Source organism: Klebsiella sp. K5-306 (genome assembly GCF_051835185.1).
GTDB lineage: Bacteria > Pseudomonadota > Gammaproteobacteria > Enterobacterales > Enterobacteriaceae > Klebsiella > Klebsiella oxytoca.
In genome coordinates this window covers 58,538-79,857 of sequence record NZ_JAIFJY010000008.1, presented here as the reverse complement: position 1 = coordinate 79,857, position 21,320 = coordinate 58,538, and the positions used below count along the sequence as shown (strand labels likewise).

Sequence of the window (21,320 nt, the reverse complement as noted above, 5' to 3'; positions counted from 1 at the left end):
CGCTTCAAGTTTGTCTTCGTGTCGTGTCAGTCCGATGACAAAAATGAAATATTTTCATTAATGCTGTCGCGGAATCGGAAAACCTTTAAGGGAAATAATAAAACCGTCTTCATCTTTTTTAATTTTTGCGCCCGTGTCACACCAGTCGGAGGCAATGCGAAAGAACTCATCACTACCGATATTCCAGTTCAGGCGTACATGCTTCACATAGCCGGAACGCAGCATGGCGCACGCTTCGCTATAGTTGCTGGCTGTAGAGAGTTGTTGTTTCATTTTTTCTTCTTCAGGAGTTTACGTAATGCTTTGATTTCTTTAGGGGTTAATGGAGATGCTTCCTCTTCGGTGTGCTGGCTATCAATATCTTCTTCCGAAACCCCCGCCTCGTCTGCTGATTCCGCTACCTGGAAGGCCAACAGCAGTAGTTTCTCCGTAGCTGTTCCTAAATTTTCGTTATTTTCTTCCGCATACTGACGCAGCTTTTCTTTTAACTCACTATCAATTTTGACGTTCAGAACCACAGTAGTCATAGTCACGCTTCCCGTGAAATATAATCATCATATAACTAATACACGAACTTAACATGCTGATCCAGAGATATATTTTTAGCTTATATCTAACAACAGTTTCCCACCAGTAATCTGCACCTGATATATGACATTGAGATGACAATAATATTTCACTTAAATTTCAAATTTATGACGTAGTGAATTTTTAGCATAAAAAAGTGGAGTTTTAGAAACGAAATAAATTCACACTTTAATTAAGGATATTAACCATGAAGGGGATATGAAGCAGCTGATTTGTGCGAATCGCGCCAGGGATACGCTGAAATGGGTGGGGGCCCTGCCAGCTACATCCCGGCACACACGTCGTCTGCTCTGGCTGCTTCCTTCCGGACCTGACCTGGTAAACAGAGTAGCGTTGCGGGAGAACCAACAGAGCCCCCATTGAGAGCGCTAGTTACCTAACGCGCTGGCGCATTATCCCTGCTGAATCCTTGAATTGCAAGCCACCGCCGATCGGGTGCTGGTTTATTGTGCAAAGTCGCGTCTCCACAGGCTTTTCACGGTAAATGATCCCGCGCCCCTCAAGAGATTGCGAGCACACTCTCAGCGAAAATCCTTTCCGGCAGCCATAATGTGGATTATTCACCGCCCCTTTTATCATCAAGGCACTATCTCAACGGAATATAAATGAGTGAATCACCGCGTTCATCACCACCCTGACAATGCCGCCAATTCCTGAAGTGTCTGTGCCCTTCCACGGTTTACATTTTTTGCGTCCGGGACTGCTCATTGATTTTGTCACGATTAGCGCTAATCAGCTGCTGGCCGTCCCCCCGGTTGCGCTGCTCTACTCAACTTCTGGCGTCCTTCAGCACGCTGAATTACGTAAACTTCCCATCGAAGCCAGCGGTCTCGTGGTGAATCCGATATCACCCCTTAAGCTCCCGGCCACGCGCGCCAAACTGATGATTAACGCCCAAAGTTTCTTGAAGCCTTGCTAACCAATACGCCGCATGAAAATGCCCATAGTATGCTAGGTCTGGCGCTGGAATTCACCGTAGTAAACCCGGCTTAATCCACCCGCTGTACAGCCCATGATGTAACGCTTATTCTGAACTTTTACCGGCAACAGGACCTTCCATGGATTCTCACGATACTTTTCCGCAGCGCGTCTGGCAAATTGTCGCCTCAATACCAGAAGGATGCGTGGCGACCTACGGCGACGTTGCTCAGCTGGCGGGTTCACCGCGCGCGGCGCGTCAGGTTGGTGGGGTATTAAAACGTCTGCCGGAAGGTTCCACTCTCCCCTGGCATAGGGTGGTCAACCGTCACGGCGATATCTCTCTCACCGGGCCGGACCTGCAGCGTCAACGCCAGGCGCTATTAGCGGAGGGAGTCCAGGTGTCAGGCAGTGGGCATATTGATCTACAGCACTACCGCTGGATTTATTGAAGACAAAAAAATGCCCCTGAGAAGGGGCATGATGTGGAGTTACTGCACGGGCGGAACGTTGTTGTTCGCCACCGGTACCGCCGTTTGTTGGACCGGCACCAGCACCAGATCGGCACGGTTGCCGCCCTGGTTAATCACCGTCTGTACGGTATCGGTAATGAACATCAGCTGACCGTTAACGGTAATCGCCGCGCTGAGAAGAATGCGGGCATTAGGCTGGATTTGCGCCTGGTTATAGGGCAGAACAAAATTAAACGGCGCCTGCTTCCCTTCGGTCCTGACCGCTTTTTGCGCCAGCACGTGCGCAGGCGCATCGGCCAGCGACGCATCCGACAGAGTTACGGTCAATACTGCGTCCGGCGGTAACGCCACGCGCTGGCGAATATTGATAGTCCCGGATACGTTAGGCTGCTGCTGCGAGGAGCTTAGTGAAGCAATGCCATAAGGATCGGGCGCCGCCTGGTTCGCTGCATTGCTGTTGTGATTATTCGCACAGGCAGACAACGTAGCCGCTACGGCTATAGCACTTAACATATAGGCAAATTTCATTCTTTTCTCCTTTCATCCCTTTGAGCATGTTCGACCGCAATGCAATGCGGCGAAACATTTTCACCATGAATAAGTGTGGCACAGTTCTCAATTTTCGCCCGGAAAAGCGCCATATTCAGATTATTACTGCCTGCAACGTCCCGGCAGCAAAAGTGATACGGTGAGCATAATGCCGCTTTCTGGGGATCCTCTGTCGGCCGGAAACAGGGGTTATTACCACCTGCCGGAAGCAGCTAAAAGCAAATGAATCATCTCGTCTGGCGCGTAGCCTCGGCTCACAAGAGTGAAGATGGCGCCTCTTCCCCGTTTACGGGTTGGCCACCACGAAAGCTCGCGCGGGGTTCTGAAACTGACAGGCGATGAATAGTTGCAACCATCCATAACTAACAATCCCGCAGCATGGGAGATTTACGTCGGAAAAAACGTCCCTATTCAGTTTATTGCACCCATCGGACCACTTACGATTCCAGGTTATACTTTGCCTCAATAACGCGCTGCGCAAGGCAGTCATCATTAATTGAGGGTAATTATGAGTCAGGCATTAACCAATCTGCTGGCATTGTTAAATCTGGAAAAAATCGAAGAGGGATTGTTCCGCGGGCAGAGCGAGGATCTGGGATTACGTCAGGTCTTTGGCGGCCAGGTGGTCGGTCAGGCACTGTATGCGGCAAAGGAGACCGTCCCCGCAGAACGCCTGATCCATTCGTTTCACAGCTACTTCCTGCGTCCCGGCGACAGCCAGAAACCCATCATCTATGATGTTGAAGTCCTGCGTGACGGCAATAGCTTCAGCGCCCGCCGGGTGGCGGCGATTCAGAACGGGAAGCCGATTTTCTACATGACCGCCTCATTTCAGGCGCCAGAACCCGGCTACGAACATCAGAAAACCATGCCAGCAGCCCCCGCGCCGGATGCGCTGCCCTCTGAAACGGACATCGCCCGCAAGCTGGCCCATCTGCTGCCGCCGCAGGTCAAAGAGAAATTTCTTTGCGATAAGCCGCTGGAGATTCGCCCGGTTGAATTCCACAATCCGCTGAAAGGTCACGTTGCAGAACCGACGCGTCAGGTCTGGATCCGCGCCAACGGCGCTGTACCGGAAGATCTGCGCATCCATCAGTCTCTGCTGGGCTACGCTTCTGACTTCAATTTCCTTCCCGTTGCGCTGCAGCCGCACGGCGTCGGTTTTCTGGAACCGGGAATGCAGGTGGCCACCATCGATCACTCAATGTGGTTCCATCGCCCGTTCAACATCAACGACTGGTTGCTTTACAGCGTAGAAAGCACCTCCGCCTCCAGCGCGCGCGGTTTTGTCCGCGGCGAGTTCTATACGCAGGACGGTACGCTGGTGGCGTCGACAGTACAGGAAGGTGTCATGCGTAACCGAAGCCTTTTCCCAGCAAAATAGGCGCTTCCGCCGGTAAGCGCCAGGCTTAGCGTAAACCGCCAGCTTACTGGTCCGCCGTACATTGCGCTGACTGGTGCTGCTGGCGGCCGGTAAGGTCCCGGGTATAGTTTATAAATCCGCGTAAAAGGTTATTTTGAGTATGCCGCCGCCAGCACAAGGTTAAGGTGGTTGTTGCATACGCTTCTTCCAGCAGACAGTAGCTCACGTCCGGCATGAGTACAGAGCTCTGCGTTTCAGGCACCAGCGCAACGCCCATGCCCATTGACACTAAACCGATAGCTACCGAAACATCACGCGTATACTGAATTTTCTGAGGAGTGAACCCGGCCTCCCGGCAGGCGCTAACCGCCGACCAGCCTAGCCCTACGCCGTAGGGATCCTTTTGCACAAAAAATTGCTCTTCGCGCAGCGATGCCAGAGAAATTTTTCGGCGATTGCCCAGTTCATGATTACGCGGCAAGACGGCAATAAGTGAACGAGTAGCGATATTCATATATTCCAGCTGTTCATATTGCGGTATCGGTGAGCGAACAAAAGCAATATCCAACCGTTTATCCAATAATAATGTTAATAAATCATGTGCGTTATGTTCTTCAATTATCAGATCGGTCTCGGGTTTCTTATATCGGTAATTTTTAATTAACAAGGTTAATGCCGGATCGAGAATAGATGAGCCAACATAACCCACTTTTAACTGTCCTTGATGCCCGCGACGCAAACTGTTTACACTTTCAAGAAACCTGTCGCAGTGGCCCAGAATAATCCGCGCTTCGTCAAGCAAAAATAGTCCCTCCGCGGTCAGTGAAACATGCCGCCGATCGCGAACAAACAGCATTATGCCGAGCGTGTTCTCAAAGTTTTTAATCTGCTGCGTGAGCGCAGGCTGCGTCACGTTCAGCCTCAACGCCGCCTGCCCAAAATGCAGCTCTTCAGCCAGAACCACAAAGGCATGTAGTTGCCGATAATCCATAGCGTCCTCCTTGAAGTCACTAATAATAGATCCTTATTAAAACAATGGGTAATGTTATTGGACTCTTATTTCTATTTATCGAAAATTAAACCTGTCACGATGATTAAAAATCAGGGACGGCTCTATATAGCCGCCGCTATCATCGTTTAGTAATACTTAAAGGAGAATTTAATGGTTAAGGAACAGCAAAAAGTGACCGATCTGCGTTCCGCATTGGCTGTATTAAGCCACTACGATGATGAACTGATCTATACCGATGAACCCGTTGATCCAATCGCAGAATTATCTGGCGTATATCGCTACGTCGGCGCACATGGCACCGTTCAGCGCCCCACACGAGTTGGCCCGGCCATGATTTTTAACAAAGTCAAAGGATACGATGATGTCAAAGTCTTGATCGGCTTGCTTTGCTCGCGCAAGCGCGTCGCCCGCCTTTTTGGCACCACGCCTGAAAACCTGGCTTTTATGCTTAAAGATTCCGTCGCCAATCCTATTGCGCCGATTGTTATTCCACGCGACCAGGCCGTATGTCAGGAAGTTATCCACCTGGCGACCGATCCTGACTTTGATATCCTGAAAATCTTGCCCGCGCCAACCAATACCCCGGAAGATGCTGGCCCGTACTTTACGCTGGGCATGTGCTACGCCGCTGATCCAGAAACTGGCGAGCACGACGTCACGATCCATCGCTTGTGCGTCCAGAGCAAAGATGAAATCTCAATGTATTTCGTTCCGGGACGCCACCTTGATACTTTTCGCCAGAAAGCGGAAGCCGCCGGAAAAGCCCTGCCTATCTCCATTAGTATTGGCGTCGATCCGGCAATTGAAATCGGAGCCTGCTTCGAGCCCCCGACAACGCCTTTAGGTTTTGACGAGCTATCAATTGCCGGTAGCTTGCGCAACCAGGCAGTAGAACTCACCGATTGTGTCAGCGTGAATGCGCTGGCTATCGCTAATGCCGAAGTCGTCATCGAAGGCGAGCTCTTGCCTGACGTGAGGGTCCGTGAAGATCAGAACACTGATACAGGTAAAGCCATGCCAGAGTTTCCTGGCTATACCGGCAGCGCCCAGGCGCAGGTGCCGGTCATCAAAGTCAAAGCCATTACTCATCGCCGTCATCCAATCCTGCAAACCTGCATCGGGCCAAGCGATGAGCACACCAATCTGGCCGGTATCCCAACGGAAGCCAGTATTTTACAAATGGTTGAAAAGGCACTGCCCGGCTTCGTGCAGAACGTTCATTGCCCCTCGCCGGGCACGGGCAAGTATCTCGCCGTTTTACAGGTAAAAAAACGCGGACCAGCAGATGAGGGCAGGCAGCGTCAAGCCGCACTTCTCGCATTTTCAGCTTTCTCAGAATTGAAGCATGTCATGTTGGTTGATGAGGATGTTGATGTATTTGATATTAACGATGTGATGTGGGCAATGACAACGCGTTACCAGGGGGATGTCAGTACTATTTTTATTCCCGGAGTACGCTGTCACCCGCTCGATCCTTCATCCGACCCAGCATTCAGCCCGTCAATACTCGGCCACGGAATCGCCTGTAAAACAATTTTTGACTGTACCGTTCCCTGGAACCTGAAAGAGAATTTTCAGCGCAGCAAATTCCTTGAAGTGGATGTCAATCGCTTTATTCCCGGCTTCAAAAAATAGTCGCTCACTTTTGGCAGGTTCGCAATCCGCAAAACCTGCCGGAAAGTGAGTGCGTTTGCGGTCCGACAACAGCAAGCGATATTTCGCAAATACTAACAAGGAAAAACAATGATAGGGCCAATCATTAACTCTACTTCAACGCTTATCGGCGGGATCGTCGGCGGCTTAATTGGGGATCGATTAAGTGATAAATTCCGTACCGCGCTGCCTCTGACTTTTGGCGCAGCCTCCATGGGAATGGGGATTACGGTTATTATCAAATTATATGCGCTACCCGTTGTTGTCGCCTCGTTACTCTTCGGCGCAATTATCGGTGAAATATTTTCTATCGAGAAAAACATTGGCCGTGGCGCATCAAAACTACGTTTTATCATTGATAAAATTGCCCCACAGAAAAGCGGCAGCACGTTATCGCAAGAGGAGTATCTCGACAAATTCGTTGGAATTCTGGTGCTCTTCGTGGCTTCGGGAACGGGCATCTTTGGCGCTATGCAGGAAGGAATAACCGGCGACATATCGATACTGTTAACTAAATCATTTCTCGATATCCTGACTGCCGGTATTTTTGCCACCCTGCTTGGTCTTTCGGTCGCCACTATCGCGATCCCGCAATTTATCGTCCAAATGATTCTGCTCTTAATCGGGCAATCAATAATGCCAATGCTAACGCCTGATATGGTTGCTGATTTCTCCGGGTTAGGCGGATTTATTATGTTTGTGACGGGTTTGAGAATTTGCGGTATTAAATCATTCCCGGTCGCCAATTTACTGCCAGGTCTGATCATCGTCATGCCCCTCTCCTGGCTTTGGGTCTCAACGCTATTGCCCTGGATCCAATCGATTAGCTAACCATGCAAAAAGCGGAGCCTGGCTCCGCTTTTACGATTAACAAGGTAACGATGAATCAGGCGTTGTAGGCGTTTTCGCCGTGGCTGTTGACGTCCAGACCTTCACGCTCTTGATCTTCCGGTACGCGCAGGCCAACGGTCATATCGGCGACTTTGTAACCAATAAAGGCGACCACGCCGGACCAGACGATGGTGATACCGATACTTTCCAGCTGTACCAGAACCTGGTGGCCCATGGTCACGCCTTCCGCATAACCGACGCCGCCCAGAGAAGTCGCGGCGAAGATACCGGTCAGGATGCATCCGACGATACCGCAGACACCGTGGACGCCAAACACATCGCACGGGTCATCAACGCGCAGCCAGCGCTTCAGTACGGTGACACCCCACAGACCCGCCAGACCCGCGGCAATCCCCACGATCAGAGACCCGCCGACGCCGATGTAACCACAGGCCGGAGTGATGCCGACCAGACCGGCAATCGCCCCTGAACAGGCGCCCAACAGAGACGGCTTGCCGCGGGTTGCCCACTCGCCGAAGGTCCACGCCAGGATAGCCGCCGCTGTGGCAACCACGGTGTTAACGAAAGCCAGACCGGCAATTTCGTTCGCCGCGCTGGCTGAACCCGCGTTAAAGCCAAACCAGCCAACGTAGAGGATAGCGGTGCCGGTGAATACCATCGGCAGATTATGCGGTTTGAACGCTTCTTTACCAAAGCCCACGCGTTTACCCATCATATAAGCGCCCACCAGCCCGGCAACCGCGGCGTTAATGTGTACAACCGTTCCGCCGGCGAAATCAAGCGCGCCGTGGGTAGCCAGCAGACCACCGCCCCATACCATATGGGCGATCGGGATATAAGAAAGCGTCATCCACACCACAACAAAAATCAGTACCGCAGAGAAACGAATACGTTCCGCCAGCGCGCCGACGATCAGTCCGACGGTGATACAGGCAAACGAGCCCTGGAAGGCAACGTGGATGTATTGATAGAAGCTGCCCATCAGCGCTTTCAGCTCAATATTCTTCAGCAGCACCCAGTCGAAGTTGCCGAAGAAGCTGCCGCCGGTACCGAAAGCCAGCGTGTAGCCATAAACCACCCACAGCACGCAGACCAGTGCAAAGGTGACGATAACCTGCGTCAGCATGGAAAGAACGTTTTTACCGCGGATTAGCCCGCCGTAGAACAGCGCGATGCCCGGAATGGTCATAAACAGCACCAGCGCGGTGCAAATCATCATAAAGGCGTTGTCGGCTTTATCCGCTACCGCCGGTGCGGCCATCGCCAGCCCCGGAAGAAGAGCCAGCGCTCCCAGACCTGTCTTCATTGTTGCTATCTTCATTGTTTCGTTCCCCATCACTGTGTGGTCTGAAAGTTACAGTGCCGCTTCGTCAGATTCGCCGGTACGGATGCGAATGACGCGCTGCAGCTCGGCGACAAAAATTTTGCCGTCGCCAATCTTTCCGGTGTAAGCCGCTTTACTGATGACATCGACGACTTCATCCAGCTGATCGTCGGCAATCGCGACGTCAATCTTCACTTTCGGCAGAAAATTGACGCTATATTCGGCGCCGCGATAGAGCTCCGCGTGGCCTTTCTGACGGCCAAACCCTTTAACCTCAGTGACCGTCAGGCCCTGAATCCCCATTGAAGATAATGCTTCACGCACGTCTTCCAGTTTGAATGGTTTGATTACCACGGTAACCAGCTTCATAAGTCCCCTCCAGTCAGAATTCGGTAATGGCCGCAGCTAACACGAATCTAATAAAGCAAGGGCTATGCCAGAAATGAAAAAGGGCCGCCAGGCGGCCCTTTTTGAGGAGGAAAAAGAAGAATCAGGCGGAAACGAAGCGGAAAAAAGCCGCTTTAGCCTTAAAATGCACCATTTCAGTGCGCATTCTGTGACGTTTTTGCACCACCGGAAACCGCAAAGCAGAAGCTGCCTGTTTATGGTGCATCAGGCGATAAGCGACTCTTCCTGCGAGCTGGCGGCCAGTTCTTCACCCGCCAGCTGCAGCTGATACATCTGCCAGTAGCGGCCTTTGGCCGCCAGCAGCTGCTGATGGTTGCCGCGCTCGACGGCCTGCCCCCGATGCAGCACCAGGATCGTGTCAGCCTCAACGATAGTCGATAAGCGGTGCGCAATGACCACCAGCGTCGTATGCTCGCGCACCCGTACAAGCGCCTGCTGAATCGCCTGTTCGGTGCCAGAATCAATATTAGCCGTCGCCTCATCAAGTATCAGCACCTGCGGCGTATCGACAAGCACCCGCGCCAGCGCAAGCAGCTGTTTCTGCCCAACGGAGAGATTGTTCCCCTGCTCGCCCAACTGAGTATAAATACCGTTTTCCATTTCACGGGCCAGCTCCGCCAGCTGTACCGCCTCCAGCGCCTCCCAGACCTGCTCTTCGCTGATGTCTCGACCGAGGGTAACGTTGGCATAGAAGGTGTCAGCCAGCACCACCGGATCCTGCTGCACCATCGCAATCCCCTGACGCAGCGCGCTGTGGCTTAAGGACGACAGCGGACGACCATCGATGCGAATCTCTCCCTGAGTTAACGGGTAGTAGCCCATCATCAGGCTGGCCAGGGTGCTTTTACCGCTCCCGGTATGGCCGACCAGCGCCACAAAGCTGCGCGACGGTATGTCGAGATTGATATCCTGCAACACCAGGCTATCGTCACGGTAGGCAAAAGAGAGATGCTCGATAGTAATCGAGCCGCTGCGCAACGGTTCGCTATCGTCGCCCCACGCCTGACGCGGTTTGTCCATCAGTTCGAAAACGCGCTCGCCCGCGACGACCGCCTGCTGCAGCATTGATTGCTGGGTCGTCAGTTCGATCAGCGGCTCGTTTAGTCGTCCAAGATAGCTAATAAAAGCGTACAGAACCCCAACCTCAATCGTTCCGCTGCTGCTGAAACCAAACAGCATCAACAGACCACAGAGTATTAATGAAGAGAACAGGCTCAGCAGCGGGCGCAGCAGGAAACCATCAAGGCGCAGAGTTTGCATACGCGCCAGATAGTGCGCGTAGCTGGCCTCGCGCATCCGTTCGCCGAACCGCGCCTGCTGACGGAACTGCTGAATAACGCCCATTCCGTTAATCACTTCATTAAAACCGTCGTTGATATCCGCCAGCCACGCGCGAACCCGCCTGACGATGGGCGTACTGTAGCGTTGATAAATCATCATCACGATCAGTACTGCCGGGAAAATAGCAATAGCCACCAGCGCCATTCGCCAGTCAAGGCTGAACATCGCCACCAGCATCGCGCCAATCAAAGCCGCGCTACGCAGGACGGTAGCCACGACGGTCACATAGAGATCGCGAATCACTTCGGTATCGTTGGTCACCCGCGAGATGAGCTGCCCGACCGGCTGGGTATCAAACTCGCTGAGCGGCTGACGCAGGGCGGCGTCCATGACGTCGCTGCGCAGCTGTTGCACCACGCCCACCGCCGCGCGGTTAAACAGCAGCGCCTGGCAGTAATGCAGACCCGCGGCGAGGAGTTGCAGGCCGATGTAGGCTGCGGCCAGGCCGCAGACCAGCTTCAACGGCAGCGAGTTCTTCGCTACCATATTGTCGATAAAGTAGCTGATCAGCAGCGGGCCGCTCACCTCCGCCACCGCCGCGACCCACATGATAGCAACCGCTATCGTTAACGGTTTACGCCACGGAGAGCCGTAGGCCAGCAGGCGCTTTAATGTCGGCCAGAGTTCAGTAAAACTACGCACCGGCGACCTCCTCATCTTCCAGCGGAACATCATCCAGCGCCGCTTCCAGCTGCTGATAACGGTACATATCGCGATACCAGCCCGGCTGCGTCGCCAGCGCCTCATGACGACCGCGCTGGGCAACATGCCCATGCTGCATTACCAGAATTTCGCTGGCCTCGGTCAACGCCGACAGGCGATGAGCGCTGATAATTACCGTCCGCCCCTCACCCCACTGGCGCAGGTTGTGCAATATCTGATGCTCCGTTCGACCATCCACCGCCGACAGCGCATCATCCAGGATCAGGATCTCCGCCTCCAGCAGCAGCGCGCGGGCGATGGAAATACGCTGTTTTTGCCCCCCGGAAAGCATAACGCCGCGCTCTCCGACTTCGGTGTTATACCCCTGCGGCAGGCGCAGGATATCCTCATGCACGCTGGCGAGCCGGGCAACGCGTTCGATTTGCTCCTGCGTGGCGTCCGGTTTACCGAGAGCAATATTGCTGGCGACGGTATCGGAGAACAGGAACGGCGTCTGATTGACTACCGCCAGCCTGGCGCGCCAGCTATCCAGCTGCAGTCGGGTCAGGGGAACGTCATGAAAGCGGATATCGCCATCGGTAACGTCAAAATGACGCTGAATCAGTGCCAGAATCGTGCTCTTACCGGAGCCGGTTGGGCCGCAAATTCCCAGCATTTGCCCGGGCTGGAGCGTAAAGTTAACTTTTTCCAGCGAGGCCTTGTTCGCCTGCGGATAGATAAACTCGCGCACGGCGACGCTAAGCGTACCGCGCCCTTCCGGCGTCGGCTCGCTGCCGTCGTTCACTACCGGCGCCTCCTCCAGCATGGTGCGAATGCGCGCGTAGGCCGCGCTGCCGCGCTCCACGATGTTAAACATCCATGCCAGAGCCAGCATTGGCCAGATCATCAGGCCGAGGTACATCACAAAGCTGGTGAGCTGACCCAGGGTCAGGCTGCCCTGGATCACCATCCAGCTGCCGCCGCCGATGGCCAGCAGGTTAGCGGTCCCGATAGCGATATAAATCGTCGGATCGAAGCGAGCATCAATGCGCGCCACGCGCATATTTTTCGCCCCGGTATCCGCAGCGTCGGCAGCAAACTGCGCCGACTGTCGGTCTTCAAGACCAAAAGCTTTGATCATGCGAATGCTGGTCAGGCTCTCCTGGGTGCGGTCATTGAGGCTGGAGAAGGCCGCCTGAGCGACGCGAAAACGCTCGTGTAATGCATCGCCGTTACGCTTAATCGCCAGCGCCATCAGCGGCATCGGCAGCAGCGCCAGCAGAGTGAGCTGCCAGCTGATTTGCGTCGACATCACAATCAGCACCGCGCAACCCATCACCAGTGAATCCACCAGCGTCAGCACCCCCTCACCGGCGGCGAACACCACCCGATCCACGTCGTTGGTTGCGCGAGCGATGAGATCGCCGGTACGGTGGCGCAGGTAAAAGGCCGGATGCTGGCGGCTGAGCTGGCGATAGAAATCCTCACGTAGCTCGACGGCCAGCTGATACGATGCGCCGAACAACAGCACGCGCCAGACGTAGCGCAGCAGATAGACCATCACCGCAATAACGACCAGCAGGCCAATCCACATCCACACCTTTTCCGCGGTGTAATGTTGTTTTGTTACGCCGTCAACCACGATGCCCACCACTTTCGGCGGCACCAGTTGCAGAATGGCAATAATAATCAGCAGAGCAATAGCGCCGAGGTAACGGCGCCACTCCCGGCGGAAATACCAGCTAAGTTGGGCAAATAATCGCAAGCAGTTAAATCCTGAGTGTGTAATTCGTAGCGGCTGCTGCCGTTAATCAATAGGCAAGGCTGTGGTGTATTTTATCTGTTCCATGGCAAAACTCGAAGTGACATCCGAGAGTCCCGGCACGCTGTTAACCAGACGTTTATAAAAATCATCATAGTTCTTCATATCCGCTACCTGGACGCGCAGCAGATAGTCATACTCGCCGGCCATACGCCAGAAGCCGAGGACTTCCGCCATCTGCGAGACCTCGCTGACAAAGCGGCAATACCAGTCGCTACTGTGGTGCTGAGTCTTAATCAGTACAAACGCCGTCAGCCCAAGCCCGACCTTTTCCGCATCCAGCAGCGCGACGCGCCCGCGAAGAATACCTTCGTCTTCCAGCCGCTTCAGCCGCTTCCAGCAAGGCGTGGTGGTCAGATTAACGGCATCGGCCAATGCCTGCAAAGAGAGGGTGCAGTCGGTTTGCAGTAAAGAAAGCAGCTTACGATCAATTTTATCTAACATTGGGCGCCTCAGGAGAAAAATTTACTCCTTTTATTGTAATTGAAAGGCTAAATGGCAACAATTTTTCCTTCAATTTCCGCTAAGCTGGGCACAAAATGACAAACAGGAATTTGAGATGAACAGCGCCTGGGTAAAACACGCGATTAGTGAAATTAATGCCGATTATCAGCGTTCCGCCGACACGCACCTTATACGTCTGGCGCTGCCGGCGTTCCCTGGGATCCAACTCTATCTGAAGGATGAAAGCACCCATCCAACCGGTAGCCTGAAGCATCGCCTGGCCCGCTCGCTGTTTCTGTATGGCTTGTGCAACGGCTGGATTAAAGAAGGAACGACGATTATCGAATCCTCTTCCGGTTCGACCGCCGTCTCTGAAGCTTACTTCGCTCGTCTCTTAGGCCTGCCGTTTATCGCCGTGATGCCTTCCTGTACGGCAAAGCGTAAAATTGAACAAATTGAGTTTTACGGCGGTCGCTGCCATTTCGTCGACAGCGCCTGTGAAATCTATGCCGCCTCCGAAACGCTGGCGCGCGAGCTGAACGGCCATTATATGGATCAGTTTACCTTTGCCGAACGGGCTACCGACTGGCGAGGGAATAATAATATCGCCGACAGTATCTTCCGTCAGATGAGCCATGAGCCGCATCCGCAGCCGTCGTATATTGTGATGAGCGCGGGCACCGGCGGTACCTCTGCGACTATCGGACGCTATATTCGCAGTCAGGGTTACGATACGCAGCTGCTGGTGGTTGATCCGCAAAACTCCGTGTTTTTGGACTACTGGCAAAGCCGCGACGCCAGCCTGCGCAGCCCGGTCGGCAGTAAAATTGAGGGCATTGGCCGGCCGCGCGTCGAACCATCGTTTATTCCCGACGTGGTCGATGAGATGCTGCGGGTACCGGATGCCGCCAGCGTCGCCACCGCGCTATGGCTGGAAACGCTGCTTGGGCGCAAGGTCGGCGCCTCAACCGGCACCAACATGTGGGGCGTACTGCAGCTGGCCGTACGGATGCGCGAAGAGGGACGCACCGGCTCTATCGTCACGCTGCTGTGCGACAGCGGCGAACGTTATCTGGAAAGCTACTACAACCCGCAGTGGGTGGCGGCCAATATCGGCGACGTCTCTCCCTGGCAGGCGCAAATTGCGCAAATGCTGCAGGCAAAATAAAAAAAGCCAGATATCACAGGATATCCGGCTTGCTGGCAGGGTCTCTTTATTCGGGGGAATAAGGAAGATCAGGATAATCCAGCCAATGAGTCAAAAAATGGGAAACGGCCTGATGACGGCAGTCGCCAATAACCGGTAGATGCGGAAGTTCAAATTTCAGCTGATCCATCGCGTTGCCCATGATCACGCCGTGCCCGACGCTGCCAAGCATTTCCCGATCGTTCATGGCGTCGCCGAACGCCATGCAATCCTGCAACGTCAGGCCCAGATGCTGGCTTAATACCGCCAGCGCCGCGCCTTTGTTACAGCCCCCGGGCAAAACTTCCAGACAATCCATCGCTGAAAAACAGAGATCCGCTCGGCCGCCGAGCACTTCACTTAGTTGCAGCCTTAGCCGCCGGAGATCGTCATGATCGCCGCAGAAGCAGATTTTGGTGACCTGATGCGCCGGCATTCGCTTTGGATCGTATAGCTGATAGCGAAAGCCGCTAAAGACGTGCGCTTGCAGAATTTCTGGAATCTCCTGCCCGGTATACCAGCCGCCGTCGTTGAAAAAATGCATACTCGCCGCGGTATCCCAGGCGCTATGCAGCACCTCTTCCGCCACATCAGGGGCCAGATCGCGACGATACAGCTCTTCACCTTCCAGGGAGTGAATGCGCGTCCCGTTGCCGGTAATTAAAAACGCATCCAAAGAGAACTCGCCGATAACGTGGCGCATCTCCAGAGCATGACGGCCGGTAGCAAATGTCAGGGTGATGTCGCGATCGCGCAGGCGTTTTAGCGTCGAAAGCGTTTTTTCTCCCAGACGATGGTCAGGCATCAGTAGCGTACCGTCCATATCGAATGCAGCCAGTCTGGCCATGTCCTGTTCCCCCTATCGTGGTGGATTTTGCTTGTGTTGCAGTATTGCCTGAGATATACGGAAGTAATAGTGAATAGATAAATTTTATTGTTCCGGGTTTATCATCTACCGCAGGACTAAACAGCGATGAGGCTATTAAACCGTCTGCATCAGTATCAGCGACTCTGGCTACCCTCTTCCGGCGAGCCGCAGCAGGTGACCGTCGGCGAGCTGGCCGAGCGCTGCTTTTGCAGCGAACGACATATCCGAACCCTGCTGCGCCAGGCGCAAGAATCCGGCTGGCTAAGCTGGAAGGCCAGCTCCGGTCGCGGAAAGCGCGGGCTACTCCAGTTTTACAAAGCGCCGGAAACGCTGCGCAATGAAATGATGGAGCAGGCGCTAAATAAAGGACAGCAGCAGAATGCCCTCGAACTGGCCCAGCTGGCGCCTGTAGAGCTTAAAGCGCTGCTTTCCCCCTTTCTCGGCGGCCAATGGCAGAACGATACGCCTACCCTGCGTATTCCTTATTACCGTCCGCTGGAGCCGCTGCGCCCGGGTTTTATGCCGGGACGCGCGGAGCAGCACCTGGCAGGGGAGATATTTTCCGGCCTGACCCGTTTCGATGCGCAAAGTACCTGCCCGATAGGCGATTTAGCCCATCACTGGGAGGTGTCGCCTGACGGTCTGCGCTGGCACTTTTATATTCGTTCCACCCTGTTCTGGCATAACGGCGATCCGATAAAAACCTCACAGCTGCAGCAGCGCCTTCTGATGCTGTTGCAGCTCCCCGCGATGCGTACGCTGTTCGCCAGTATCAGCGAGATTAGCGTCACCCACTCTCAGTGCCTGACTATCACCCTGCACCGCGCCGATTACTGGCTGCCGTTCCGCCTTGCCAGCTACTGCAGCGTGCTGGCGCATCCGGACGATCCGGCGATCGGCAGCGGGCCATTTCGCCTGAAACTATTTACTCAGGAACTGGTGCGGCTGGAAAACCATCAGCGTTATCATCTCACCCATCCGCTGCTGCAGGCCGTTGAATTCTGGATCACGCCGCAGCTGTTCGAACAGGATCTGGGCACCAGCTGTCGTCATCCGGTACAGATAACCATTGGCGACCCTGATGAGCTGACCAGACTGCGCCAGGTCAGCAATAGCATCAGTCTTGGATTTTGCTATCTGACGCTGCGCCAGAGCCCCCAACTGAATAAAGCGCAGGCCCAAAGACTGGTTTCGCTGATTCATCGCTCCGGTCTGTTAGAAACGCTGCCGCTGGATGAAGACCTGATCGCGCCGAGCAACGAAGTATTGCCGGGATGGACTATTCCGCAGTGGCCAGAAAATGGTGATACACCGCTGCCCGAACGGCTAACTCTGCTCTATCACCTTCCCGTAGAGCTACACGCCATGGCGGAGCGCCTTCGGCAACGGCTGGCAGAACTCGGCTGCGAGCTGACGATAATTTTTCATGACGCGAAAAACTGGGATGGTTGCCAGCAGTTTGCGAAGGCGGACCTGATGATGGGCGATCGCCTGATTGGCGAAGCGCCGGTTTATGCGCTGGAGCAGTGGCTACGCTGCGATGCCCTGTGGCCTAATTTGTTGACCGGGGCGCAATATGCGCATCTTCAGGCAACGCTGGATGCCGTACAGGTATTACCGGACGAACGCAGCCGCAGCGAAGCTTTGCGCAACGTCTTTAACACACTGATGGACGATGCCATCATGACGCCGCTGTTTAATTATAATTATCGCATCAGCGCACCGCCTGGCGTCAACGGGCTGCGCCTGAACGCGCGAGGCTGGTTTGATTTCGCCAGCGCCTGGCTACCGGCTTCGACGCCGTGACGGGGCTGGTGGTCATCTTCATCAGGCGCTACCATATGCGTTTCACTTCGATTGTCAGGAATTACCATGAAACGCGCCGTAGTTGTCTTCAGTGGAGGACAAGATTCGACGACCTGCCTGGTGCAGGCTCTGCAACAGTATGATGAAGTGCATTGCGTCACTTTTGATTATGGCCAACGTCATCGCGCGGAGATTGACGTTGCTCGCGAACTGGCGCTAAAGCTGGGCGCCGTTGCCCACAAAGTCCTTGATGTCACGCTGCTTAACGAACTGGCGGTCAGCAGCCTGACCCGCGATAGCATTCCGGTTCCGGATTATGAACCGGACGCCAGCGGCATCCCCAACACTTTCGTGCCCGGTCGCAACATTCTGTTCTTAACCCTGACGGCCATTTACGCGTATCAGGTTAAAGCGGAAGCTATCATCACCGGCGTTTGCGAGACCGACTTTTCGGGCTACCCGGACTGCCGCGATGAGTTCGTCAAAGCGCTGCACCAGGCCGTCAGTCTGGGAATGGCGAAAGATATTCGCTTTGAGACGCCGCTGATGTGGCTGAATAAAGCCGAGACGTGGGCCCTGGCCGATTATTGGGGCCAGCTGGACCTGGTACGCCATGAAACCCTGACTTGCTATAACGGCATTAAAGGCGACGGCTGCGGGCAGTGCGCCTCCTGTAACCTCCGCGCCAACGGGCTGCGCCAGTATCTGGGCGATAAGGTTGGGGTGATGACTGACATGAAGCAGAAAACAGGACTGCAGTAGCCGGTTATTTCCCGGCGGCGTGGCGGGATCGCAGGCGGCTCACGATGCATAGCCTGGTCTGATACGCAGCAGCGCCTTCGGGGATAGTTCTGCCCCTTTCTGTGCGCTTGCTCCCGGGGGCGGCGCGATGCGCCTACCCGGGCTACCGGATCGCAGGCTGCTGAGGACGCGTAGCCCGCGTTACCAGATCGCAGGTGGTTGTGGAGAAGTAGCCCGGACAGGTGCGCAGCACCGCCTCCGGGACATCCCCCTCCGGCTGGCCTGTTAGCGAGGCTCCAGCTGCTCCAGCTTTTCGCGCAGTTCGCCCTCAAGCGGCAGCGCTTTCTGCGTTTTTAGATCAATGCAGACAAAAGTGATAAGCGCATCGGCGACCACCTCGCCGTTAGGGTTAAGGGTAATCACCTGGCTTAGCGTCCCGCTTTTTCCGTTCAGCTGTTCGAGCTTGCTGGTGACGGTTAATACATCGCCCAGTACCGCCGGTCGGCGATAGTTGATATTGATATTGACCACCACAAAGGCGATGTTGCGAGCGGTCATCCAGTGAAAGGCCGGGCTGCTTTCCAGGCCATCCCAGCGCGCCTCTTCGAGAAACTCCAGATACCGCGCGTTATTGACATGCTGATAGACGTCGAGATGATAGCCGCGAACTTTGATTTGTGTCTGCATAGCGCAAATGCCTTATCTTTAATTGTTGTTTTGAGGTCAGAGGTCACACCACTGGTGTGACCTCTTCAGTCTGGCAAATAATAACGACTGTGCAAACTTGTGAAGAAAATTTACAGCTTCAAATGTGACAGATTTCTCTCTACCAGCGAATTGCCCATCCCCGGCACCTGCTTAAGATCGTCAACGGTTTTAAATGGCCCATATTCTTCACGATAGCTGACAATAGCCTGCGCCTTCTTCAGGCCAACGCCGTTCAGCCCCTTCGCCAGTTCTTCGGCGCTGGCGTTATTGATACTCACCCTGGTACCTTCGCTATCGGGCGCGTTCAACGCATCAGGTGCCTTTGCCTGCGGCGTCTGCACGCTCTCCTTTGTTGCCGGCGACGTCTTCCCGCTGGAAGGCGCGGCAAAAGCGCCCTGACTTCCCGCTGCGCAAACCAGTACGGCGACGGTAAGAAGCGTTTTCAATCCTCGTTTCATGCTGTTATCTCCTTGTTTGTAGACAGCAAGGTCACGATAGCGATGAGGGAAAAAGAGTACAAAAGGCAAAATGCAGAAATGGAAAAGGCCGCGAAAGCGGCCTTTGATAATTGCATCACGTTACTTGCTTTTGCGAAGCAGCACGTAATTATTGTTGCTGATCGATAATGTCGCCGAGCTTAATTTTCGCCGCTTTACGCAGGTTACTCATCAGCGCTTCGAAGGCGATCTGTGCGTTATTCTGGGTGATGCCCTGAATCATCGCCTTTTTCTGCTCTTCCGGCATCGTACCCGCTTTCACTTCATCCAGCGCCAGCAGTACCACATTGCCCTGCATGTCCGTGCCCACGCCGTAGCTGGACTTACCCGCCTGCGGCAGCGGTAGCGCAAAGACAGACTGGATCAACGCTTCCTGACCGGTACGCGACAGCGTCTGCGGCGCACCAAAGCTTAGTCCGGCGGCTTTCATCGCTTCGTCACCTTTACCCTCTTTCAGGGCAGTCAGCAGCTTATCGGCATCCAGCTTCGCCTGCTGCTCCGCTTTGTTGTGCTTAACAATATCGCTCACCTGCGCTTTCACCTCCGCCAGCGGTTTGACCGCTTCCGGTTTATGCTCGCTGATGCGCAGAACAAATGCGCGATCGCCGTCGACGGTGATGATATCGGAGTTGCTGCCCGGCGTACCGTTTTCGCCAACCAGACCGCCGTTGAAGATAGCGTCAGAAACCGGTTTGAAATTCAGCTCCTGCGGCAGGTTATCGCGACCAAACCAGCCGGTTTCAACCACTTTCAGACCGGCAACCTGAGCCGCGCCAGCCAGGGATTCGTTATCGTTGCTCGCCGCGTCGCTGACTTTTTGCTGCAGCGCATAGTAAGCATCCAGAGCTTTCTCCTGCTTCACTTTCGCCGCGATATCATTGCGAACGTCAGCCAGCGGTTTTACCTGAGCGGGCTGAACGTCATCCAGACGCGCCACCAGGAAACCGACGGAAGATTTAATTACGCCTGAAAGCTGGCCTTTTTCTTTCAGACCGGCCTCTTTCAGCTCCGGCACGGTAGCCGCATCTTCCAGCCAGCCCATATCACCACCGTTGCGGGCAGAGATAATATCGGTTGATTTTTCTTTGGCCAGCGCGGCGAAATCAGCGCCTTTTTTCAGCTCATCAAGCACCGCCTGAGCATCCGCTTCGGTTTTGGTCTGGATGATGCTGTAGCGATTACGCTGCGGCTGAGTGAACTGATCCTGATGCTGGTCGTACCATGACTGAATTTCCTGGTCAGAGACGTTTTCCTGCATGCTCGCAGCATCCATCTTGATGTAGCTGACGCGGAACTGCTCAGGCGCCATAAAACGCGCCTGGTTCTGCTGGTAAAACGCGTTGATTTCATCGTCGGTGGCGGTTTGCTTCGCCGCCAGCGCGTTTACGTCAATCGTCGCTTCACGGACGACGCGCTGTTGCGACACCAGCGCCGCCAGCTGGTCGGATTCGCCCGGCAGCATAAAATCGGTACCGGCAACGGCGTTAATCAGTTGCTGAGTCGTCAGCTGATTACGTAATGCCTGAGCGTACTGGTCCGTCGTCATCCCCATTTGATTAACGATACGGCTGAAGCGCTCGTTATCAAATTTGCCATCCGCCTGGAAAGCCTGGGTCTTGAAGATAGCCTGCTTGACCTGGTCGTCGCTGATATTAAGGCCCAGTTCACGGGCGTACTGATCGAGCAGCGCCTCGTCAATCAGACGGTTCAACACCTGCTGACGCATGGTCTTCATGTAATTTTCATTGGCCGCCAGTTCAGAAAACTGATCGCCAAGCTGCTGCTGCATGCGGTTACGCTCGCTGGCAACGGCATTTTCAAACTGTGCGCGACCAATCTCCTGGTCATTAACTTTTGCGGCATAGTTGTTTCCACCGCCAATCAGGTAACCACTCACCCCGGTCAAAATGAACGAGACGATAATGATACCGAAAATAATCTTGAGCACGACGCTGTTGGCGGCCGTGCGTAGGTTGTCCATCATGGTGTAACAACGCTCCGCTGTAGATGACTTTTGCTCGCGCAGCATAGCATGTGATGGCCGCCGCGCGTGAGGACGTATTTTGACAAGAAAACGGGGTGATTGTCAGCCCACAAGTGCGTATAAAGTCACATTAAGTCTCAT

20 protein-coding genes and 1 other RNA gene are annotated in these 21,320 nt (G+C 54.4%); 7 read left to right on the top strand and 14 right to left on the bottom strand.

Translation table 11 applies throughout. The features are described 5' to 3' along the window. Positions 1-57: 57 nt before the first annotated feature. The 3 genes from K2184_RS14080 to ffs all read right to left on the bottom strand — a co-directional run bounded on the left by K2184_RS14080 (position 58) and on the right by ffs (position 938). Positions 58-273, bottom strand: coding sequence for a hypothetical protein (locus K2184_RS14080; protein WP_004099598.1), 216 nt, complete (start codon positions 271-273; stop codon positions 58-60). After that, on the bottom strand, positions 270-527 hold the full coding sequence (locus K2184_RS14075) for a hypothetical protein (protein WP_004099591.1): 258 nt from the start codon (positions 525-527) through the stop codon (positions 270-272). The genes K2184_RS14080 and K2184_RS14075 overlap by 4 nt, the downstream gene beginning before the upstream one ends. A gap of 314 nt (positions 528-841) precedes the next feature. After that, positions 842-938, bottom strand: an RNA gene (ffs, locus tag K2184_RS14070) — signal recognition particle sRNA small type. A 708-nt stretch (positions 939-1,646) separates the two neighbouring features. On the opposite strand from ffs, the gene K2184_RS14065 reads away from it, so the two are divergent. Beyond that, complete coding sequence (locus tag K2184_RS14065; protein ID WP_004099584.1) at positions 1,647-1,958, top strand: MGMT family protein; 312 nt, start codon at positions 1,647-1,649, stop codon at positions 1,956-1,958. 39 nt (positions 1,959-1,997) lie between these two features. Here the strand turns inward: K2184_RS14065 and K2184_RS14060 are convergent, their stop codons facing one another. Further along, positions 1,998-2,507 carry a YbaY family lipoprotein gene (locus K2184_RS14060; RefSeq protein WP_004099583.1) on the bottom strand — a complete coding sequence of 170 codons (510 nt, stop codon included), beginning with the start codon at positions 2,505-2,507 and terminating at the stop codon, positions 1,998-2,000. 529 nt (positions 2,508-3,036) lie between these two features. Here K2184_RS14060 and tesB point away from each other — a divergent pair. Further along, entirely contained in the window at positions 3,037-3,912 is an 876-nt protein-coding gene (gene tesB / locus K2184_RS14055; RefSeq protein WP_004099582.1) for an acyl-CoA thioesterase II, read from the top strand. Positions 3,913-3,955: 43 nt separating this feature from the next. Here tesB and K2184_RS14050 read toward each other — a convergent pair whose 3' ends face one another. Further along, positions 3,956-4,882 (bottom strand): LysR substrate-binding domain-containing protein, encoded by a 927-nt coding sequence (locus tag K2184_RS14050; protein WP_163524616.1) that lies wholly within the window; start codon positions 4,880-4,882, stop codon positions 3,956-3,958. Between the two features lie 171 nt (positions 4,883-5,053). Here K2184_RS14050 and K2184_RS14045 point away from each other — a divergent pair, with 171 nt between their 5' ends. Next, the gene (locus tag K2184_RS14045) at positions 5,054-6,538 is read left to right on the top strand and encodes a UbiD family decarboxylase (RefSeq protein WP_004099579.1); all 1,485 of its coding nucleotides are present in this window, start codon (positions 5,054-5,056) and stop codon (positions 6,536-6,538) included. Between the two features lie 108 nt (positions 6,539-6,646). Then, entirely contained in the window at positions 6,647-7,387 is a 741-nt protein-coding gene (locus K2184_RS14040) for a DUF554 domain-containing protein (protein WP_163524614.1), read from the top strand. Between the two features lie 55 nt (positions 7,388-7,442). On the opposite strand, the gene amtB is transcribed toward K2184_RS14040, so the two are convergent. The 5 genes from amtB to K2184_RS14015 form a co-directional block, all read right to left on the bottom strand. After that, positions 7,443-8,729, bottom strand: coding sequence for an ammonium transporter AmtB (gene amtB, locus K2184_RS14035; RefSeq protein ID WP_004099575.1), 1,287 nt, complete (start codon positions 8,727-8,729; stop codon positions 7,443-7,445). A 33-nt stretch (positions 8,730-8,762) separates the two neighbouring features. Continuing rightward, positions 8,763-9,101 (bottom strand): P-II family nitrogen regulator, encoded by a 339-nt coding sequence (glnK, locus tag K2184_RS14030; protein ID WP_004099573.1) that lies wholly within the window; start codon positions 9,099-9,101, stop codon positions 8,763-8,765. Between the two features lie 243 nt (positions 9,102-9,344). After that, entirely contained in the window at positions 9,345-11,123 is a 1,779-nt protein-coding gene (locus K2184_RS14025; RefSeq protein ID WP_004099570.1) for a SmdB family multidrug efflux ABC transporter permease/ATP-binding protein, read from the bottom strand. Next, on the bottom strand, positions 11,116-12,888 hold the full coding sequence (locus tag K2184_RS14020; protein ID WP_017146492.1) for a SmdA family multidrug ABC transporter permease/ATP-binding protein: 1,773 nt from the start codon (positions 12,886-12,888) through the stop codon (positions 11,116-11,118). The genes K2184_RS14025 and K2184_RS14020 overlap by 8 nt, the downstream gene beginning before the upstream one ends. Positions 12,889-12,930: 42 nt before the next feature. Continuing rightward, entirely contained in the window at positions 12,931-13,389 is a 459-nt protein-coding gene (locus K2184_RS14015; protein WP_004099567.1) for an Lrp/AsnC family transcriptional regulator, read from the bottom strand. Between the two features lie 115 nt (positions 13,390-13,504). Between K2184_RS14015 and K2184_RS14010 the strand changes: the two genes are divergently transcribed. Continuing rightward, entirely contained in the window at positions 13,505-14,557 is a 1,053-nt protein-coding gene (locus K2184_RS14010) for a PLP-dependent cysteine synthase family protein (protein WP_004099565.1), read from the top strand. A gap of 46 nt (positions 14,558-14,603) precedes the next feature. Here K2184_RS14010 and cof read toward each other — a convergent pair whose 3' ends face one another. Beyond that, complete coding sequence (gene cof, locus K2184_RS14005; protein ID WP_004099564.1) at positions 14,604-15,422, bottom strand: HMP-PP phosphatase; 819 nt, start codon at positions 15,420-15,422, stop codon at positions 14,604-14,606. Positions 15,423-15,548: 126 nt separating this feature from the next. Here cof and K2184_RS14000 point away from each other — a divergent pair, with 126 nt between their 5' ends. Beyond that, on the top strand, positions 15,549-17,249 hold the full coding sequence (locus tag K2184_RS14000) for an SgrR family transcriptional regulator (RefSeq protein WP_032727878.1): 1,701 nt from the start codon (positions 15,549-15,551) through the stop codon (positions 17,247-17,249). 66 nt (positions 17,250-17,315) lie between these two features. After that, positions 17,316-18,011 carry a 7-cyano-7-deazaguanine synthase QueC gene (queC, locus tag K2184_RS13995; RefSeq protein ID WP_004099562.1) on the top strand — a complete coding sequence of 232 codons (696 nt, stop codon included), beginning with the start codon at positions 17,316-17,318 and terminating at the stop codon, positions 18,009-18,011. Positions 18,012-18,275: 264 nt separating this feature from the next. On the opposite strand, the gene K2184_RS13990 is transcribed toward queC, so the two are convergent. The 3 genes from K2184_RS13990 to ppiD form a co-directional block, all read right to left on the bottom strand. Then, positions 18,276-18,677 (bottom strand): YbgC/FadM family acyl-CoA thioesterase, encoded by a 402-nt coding sequence (locus K2184_RS13990; protein WP_024273845.1) that lies wholly within the window; start codon positions 18,675-18,677, stop codon positions 18,276-18,278. Positions 18,678-18,787: 110 nt separating this feature from the next. Then, the gene (locus tag K2184_RS13985) at positions 18,788-19,156 is read right to left on the bottom strand and encodes a helix-hairpin-helix domain-containing protein (RefSeq protein WP_004099556.1); all 369 of its coding nucleotides are present in this window, start codon (positions 19,154-19,156) and stop codon (positions 18,788-18,790) included. Between the two features lie 148 nt (positions 19,157-19,304). Then, positions 19,305-21,179 carry a peptidylprolyl isomerase gene (ppiD, locus tag K2184_RS13980; RefSeq protein ID WP_163524612.1) on the bottom strand — a complete coding sequence of 625 codons (1,875 nt, stop codon included), beginning with the start codon at positions 21,177-21,179 and terminating at the stop codon, positions 19,305-19,307. Positions 21,180-21,320: the final 141 nt, after the last annotated feature.

Bases quoted from the DNA above. Each gene is read 5' to 3' on its own strand.
- queC (WP_004099562.1), top strand. From the start codon at position 17,316: ATGAAACGCGCCGTAGTTGTCTTCAGTGGAGGACAAGATTCGACGACC.
- K2184_RS14015 (WP_004099567.1), bottom strand. From the start codon at position 13,389: ATGTTAGATAAAATTGATCGTAAGCTGCTTTCTTTACTGCAAACCGAC.
- K2184_RS14075 (WP_004099591.1), bottom strand. From the start codon at position 527: ATGACTACTGTGGTTCTGAACGTCAAAATTGATAGTGAGTTAAAAGAA.
- K2184_RS14080 (WP_004099598.1), bottom strand. From the start codon at position 273: ATGAAACAACAACTCTCTACAGCCAGCAACTATAGCGAAGCGTGCGCC.
- K2184_RS14010 (WP_004099565.1), top strand. From the start codon at position 13,505: ATGAACAGCGCCTGGGTAAAACACGCGATTAGTGAAATTAATGCCGAT.
- glnK (WP_004099573.1), bottom strand. From the start codon at position 9,101: ATGAAGCTGGTTACCGTGGTAATCAAACCATTCAAACTGGAAGACGTG.
- K2184_RS13990 (WP_024273845.1), bottom strand. From the start codon at position 18,677: ATGCAGACACAAATCAAAGTTCGCGGCTATCATCTCGACGTCTATCAG.
- K2184_RS14065 (WP_004099584.1), top strand. From the start codon at position 1,647: ATGGATTCTCACGATACTTTTCCGCAGCGCGTCTGGCAAATTGTCGCC.
- K2184_RS14040 (WP_163524614.1), top strand. From the start codon at position 6,647: ATGATAGGGCCAATCATTAACTCTACTTCAACGCTTATCGGCGGGATC.
- K2184_RS14045 (WP_004099579.1), top strand. From the start codon at position 5,054: ATGGTTAAGGAACAGCAAAAAGTGACCGATCTGCGTTCCGCATTGGCT.
- amtB (WP_004099575.1), bottom strand. From the start codon at position 8,729: ATGAAGATAGCAACAATGAAGACAGGTCTGGGAGCGCTGGCTCTTCTT.
- K2184_RS14050 (WP_163524616.1), bottom strand. From the start codon at position 4,882: ATGGATTATCGGCAACTACATGCCTTTGTGGTTCTGGCTGAAGAGCTG.
- tesB (WP_004099582.1), top strand. From the start codon at position 3,037: ATGAGTCAGGCATTAACCAATCTGCTGGCATTGTTAAATCTGGAAAAA.
- cof (WP_004099564.1), bottom strand. From the start codon at position 15,422: ATGGCCAGACTGGCTGCATTCGATATGGACGGTACGCTACTGATGCCT.
- K2184_RS14000 (WP_032727878.1), top strand. From the start codon at position 15,549: ATGAGGCTATTAAACCGTCTGCATCAGTATCAGCGACTCTGGCTACCC.
- K2184_RS13985 (WP_004099556.1), bottom strand. From the start codon at position 19,156: ATGAAACGAGGATTGAAAACGCTTCTTACCGTCGCCGTACTGGTTTGC.
- ppiD (WP_163524612.1), bottom strand. From the start codon at position 21,179: ATGATGGACAACCTACGCACGGCCGCCAACAGCGTCGTGCTCAAGATT.
- K2184_RS14060 (WP_004099583.1), bottom strand. From the start codon at position 2,507: ATGAAATTTGCCTATATGTTAAGTGCTATAGCCGTAGCGGCTACGTTG.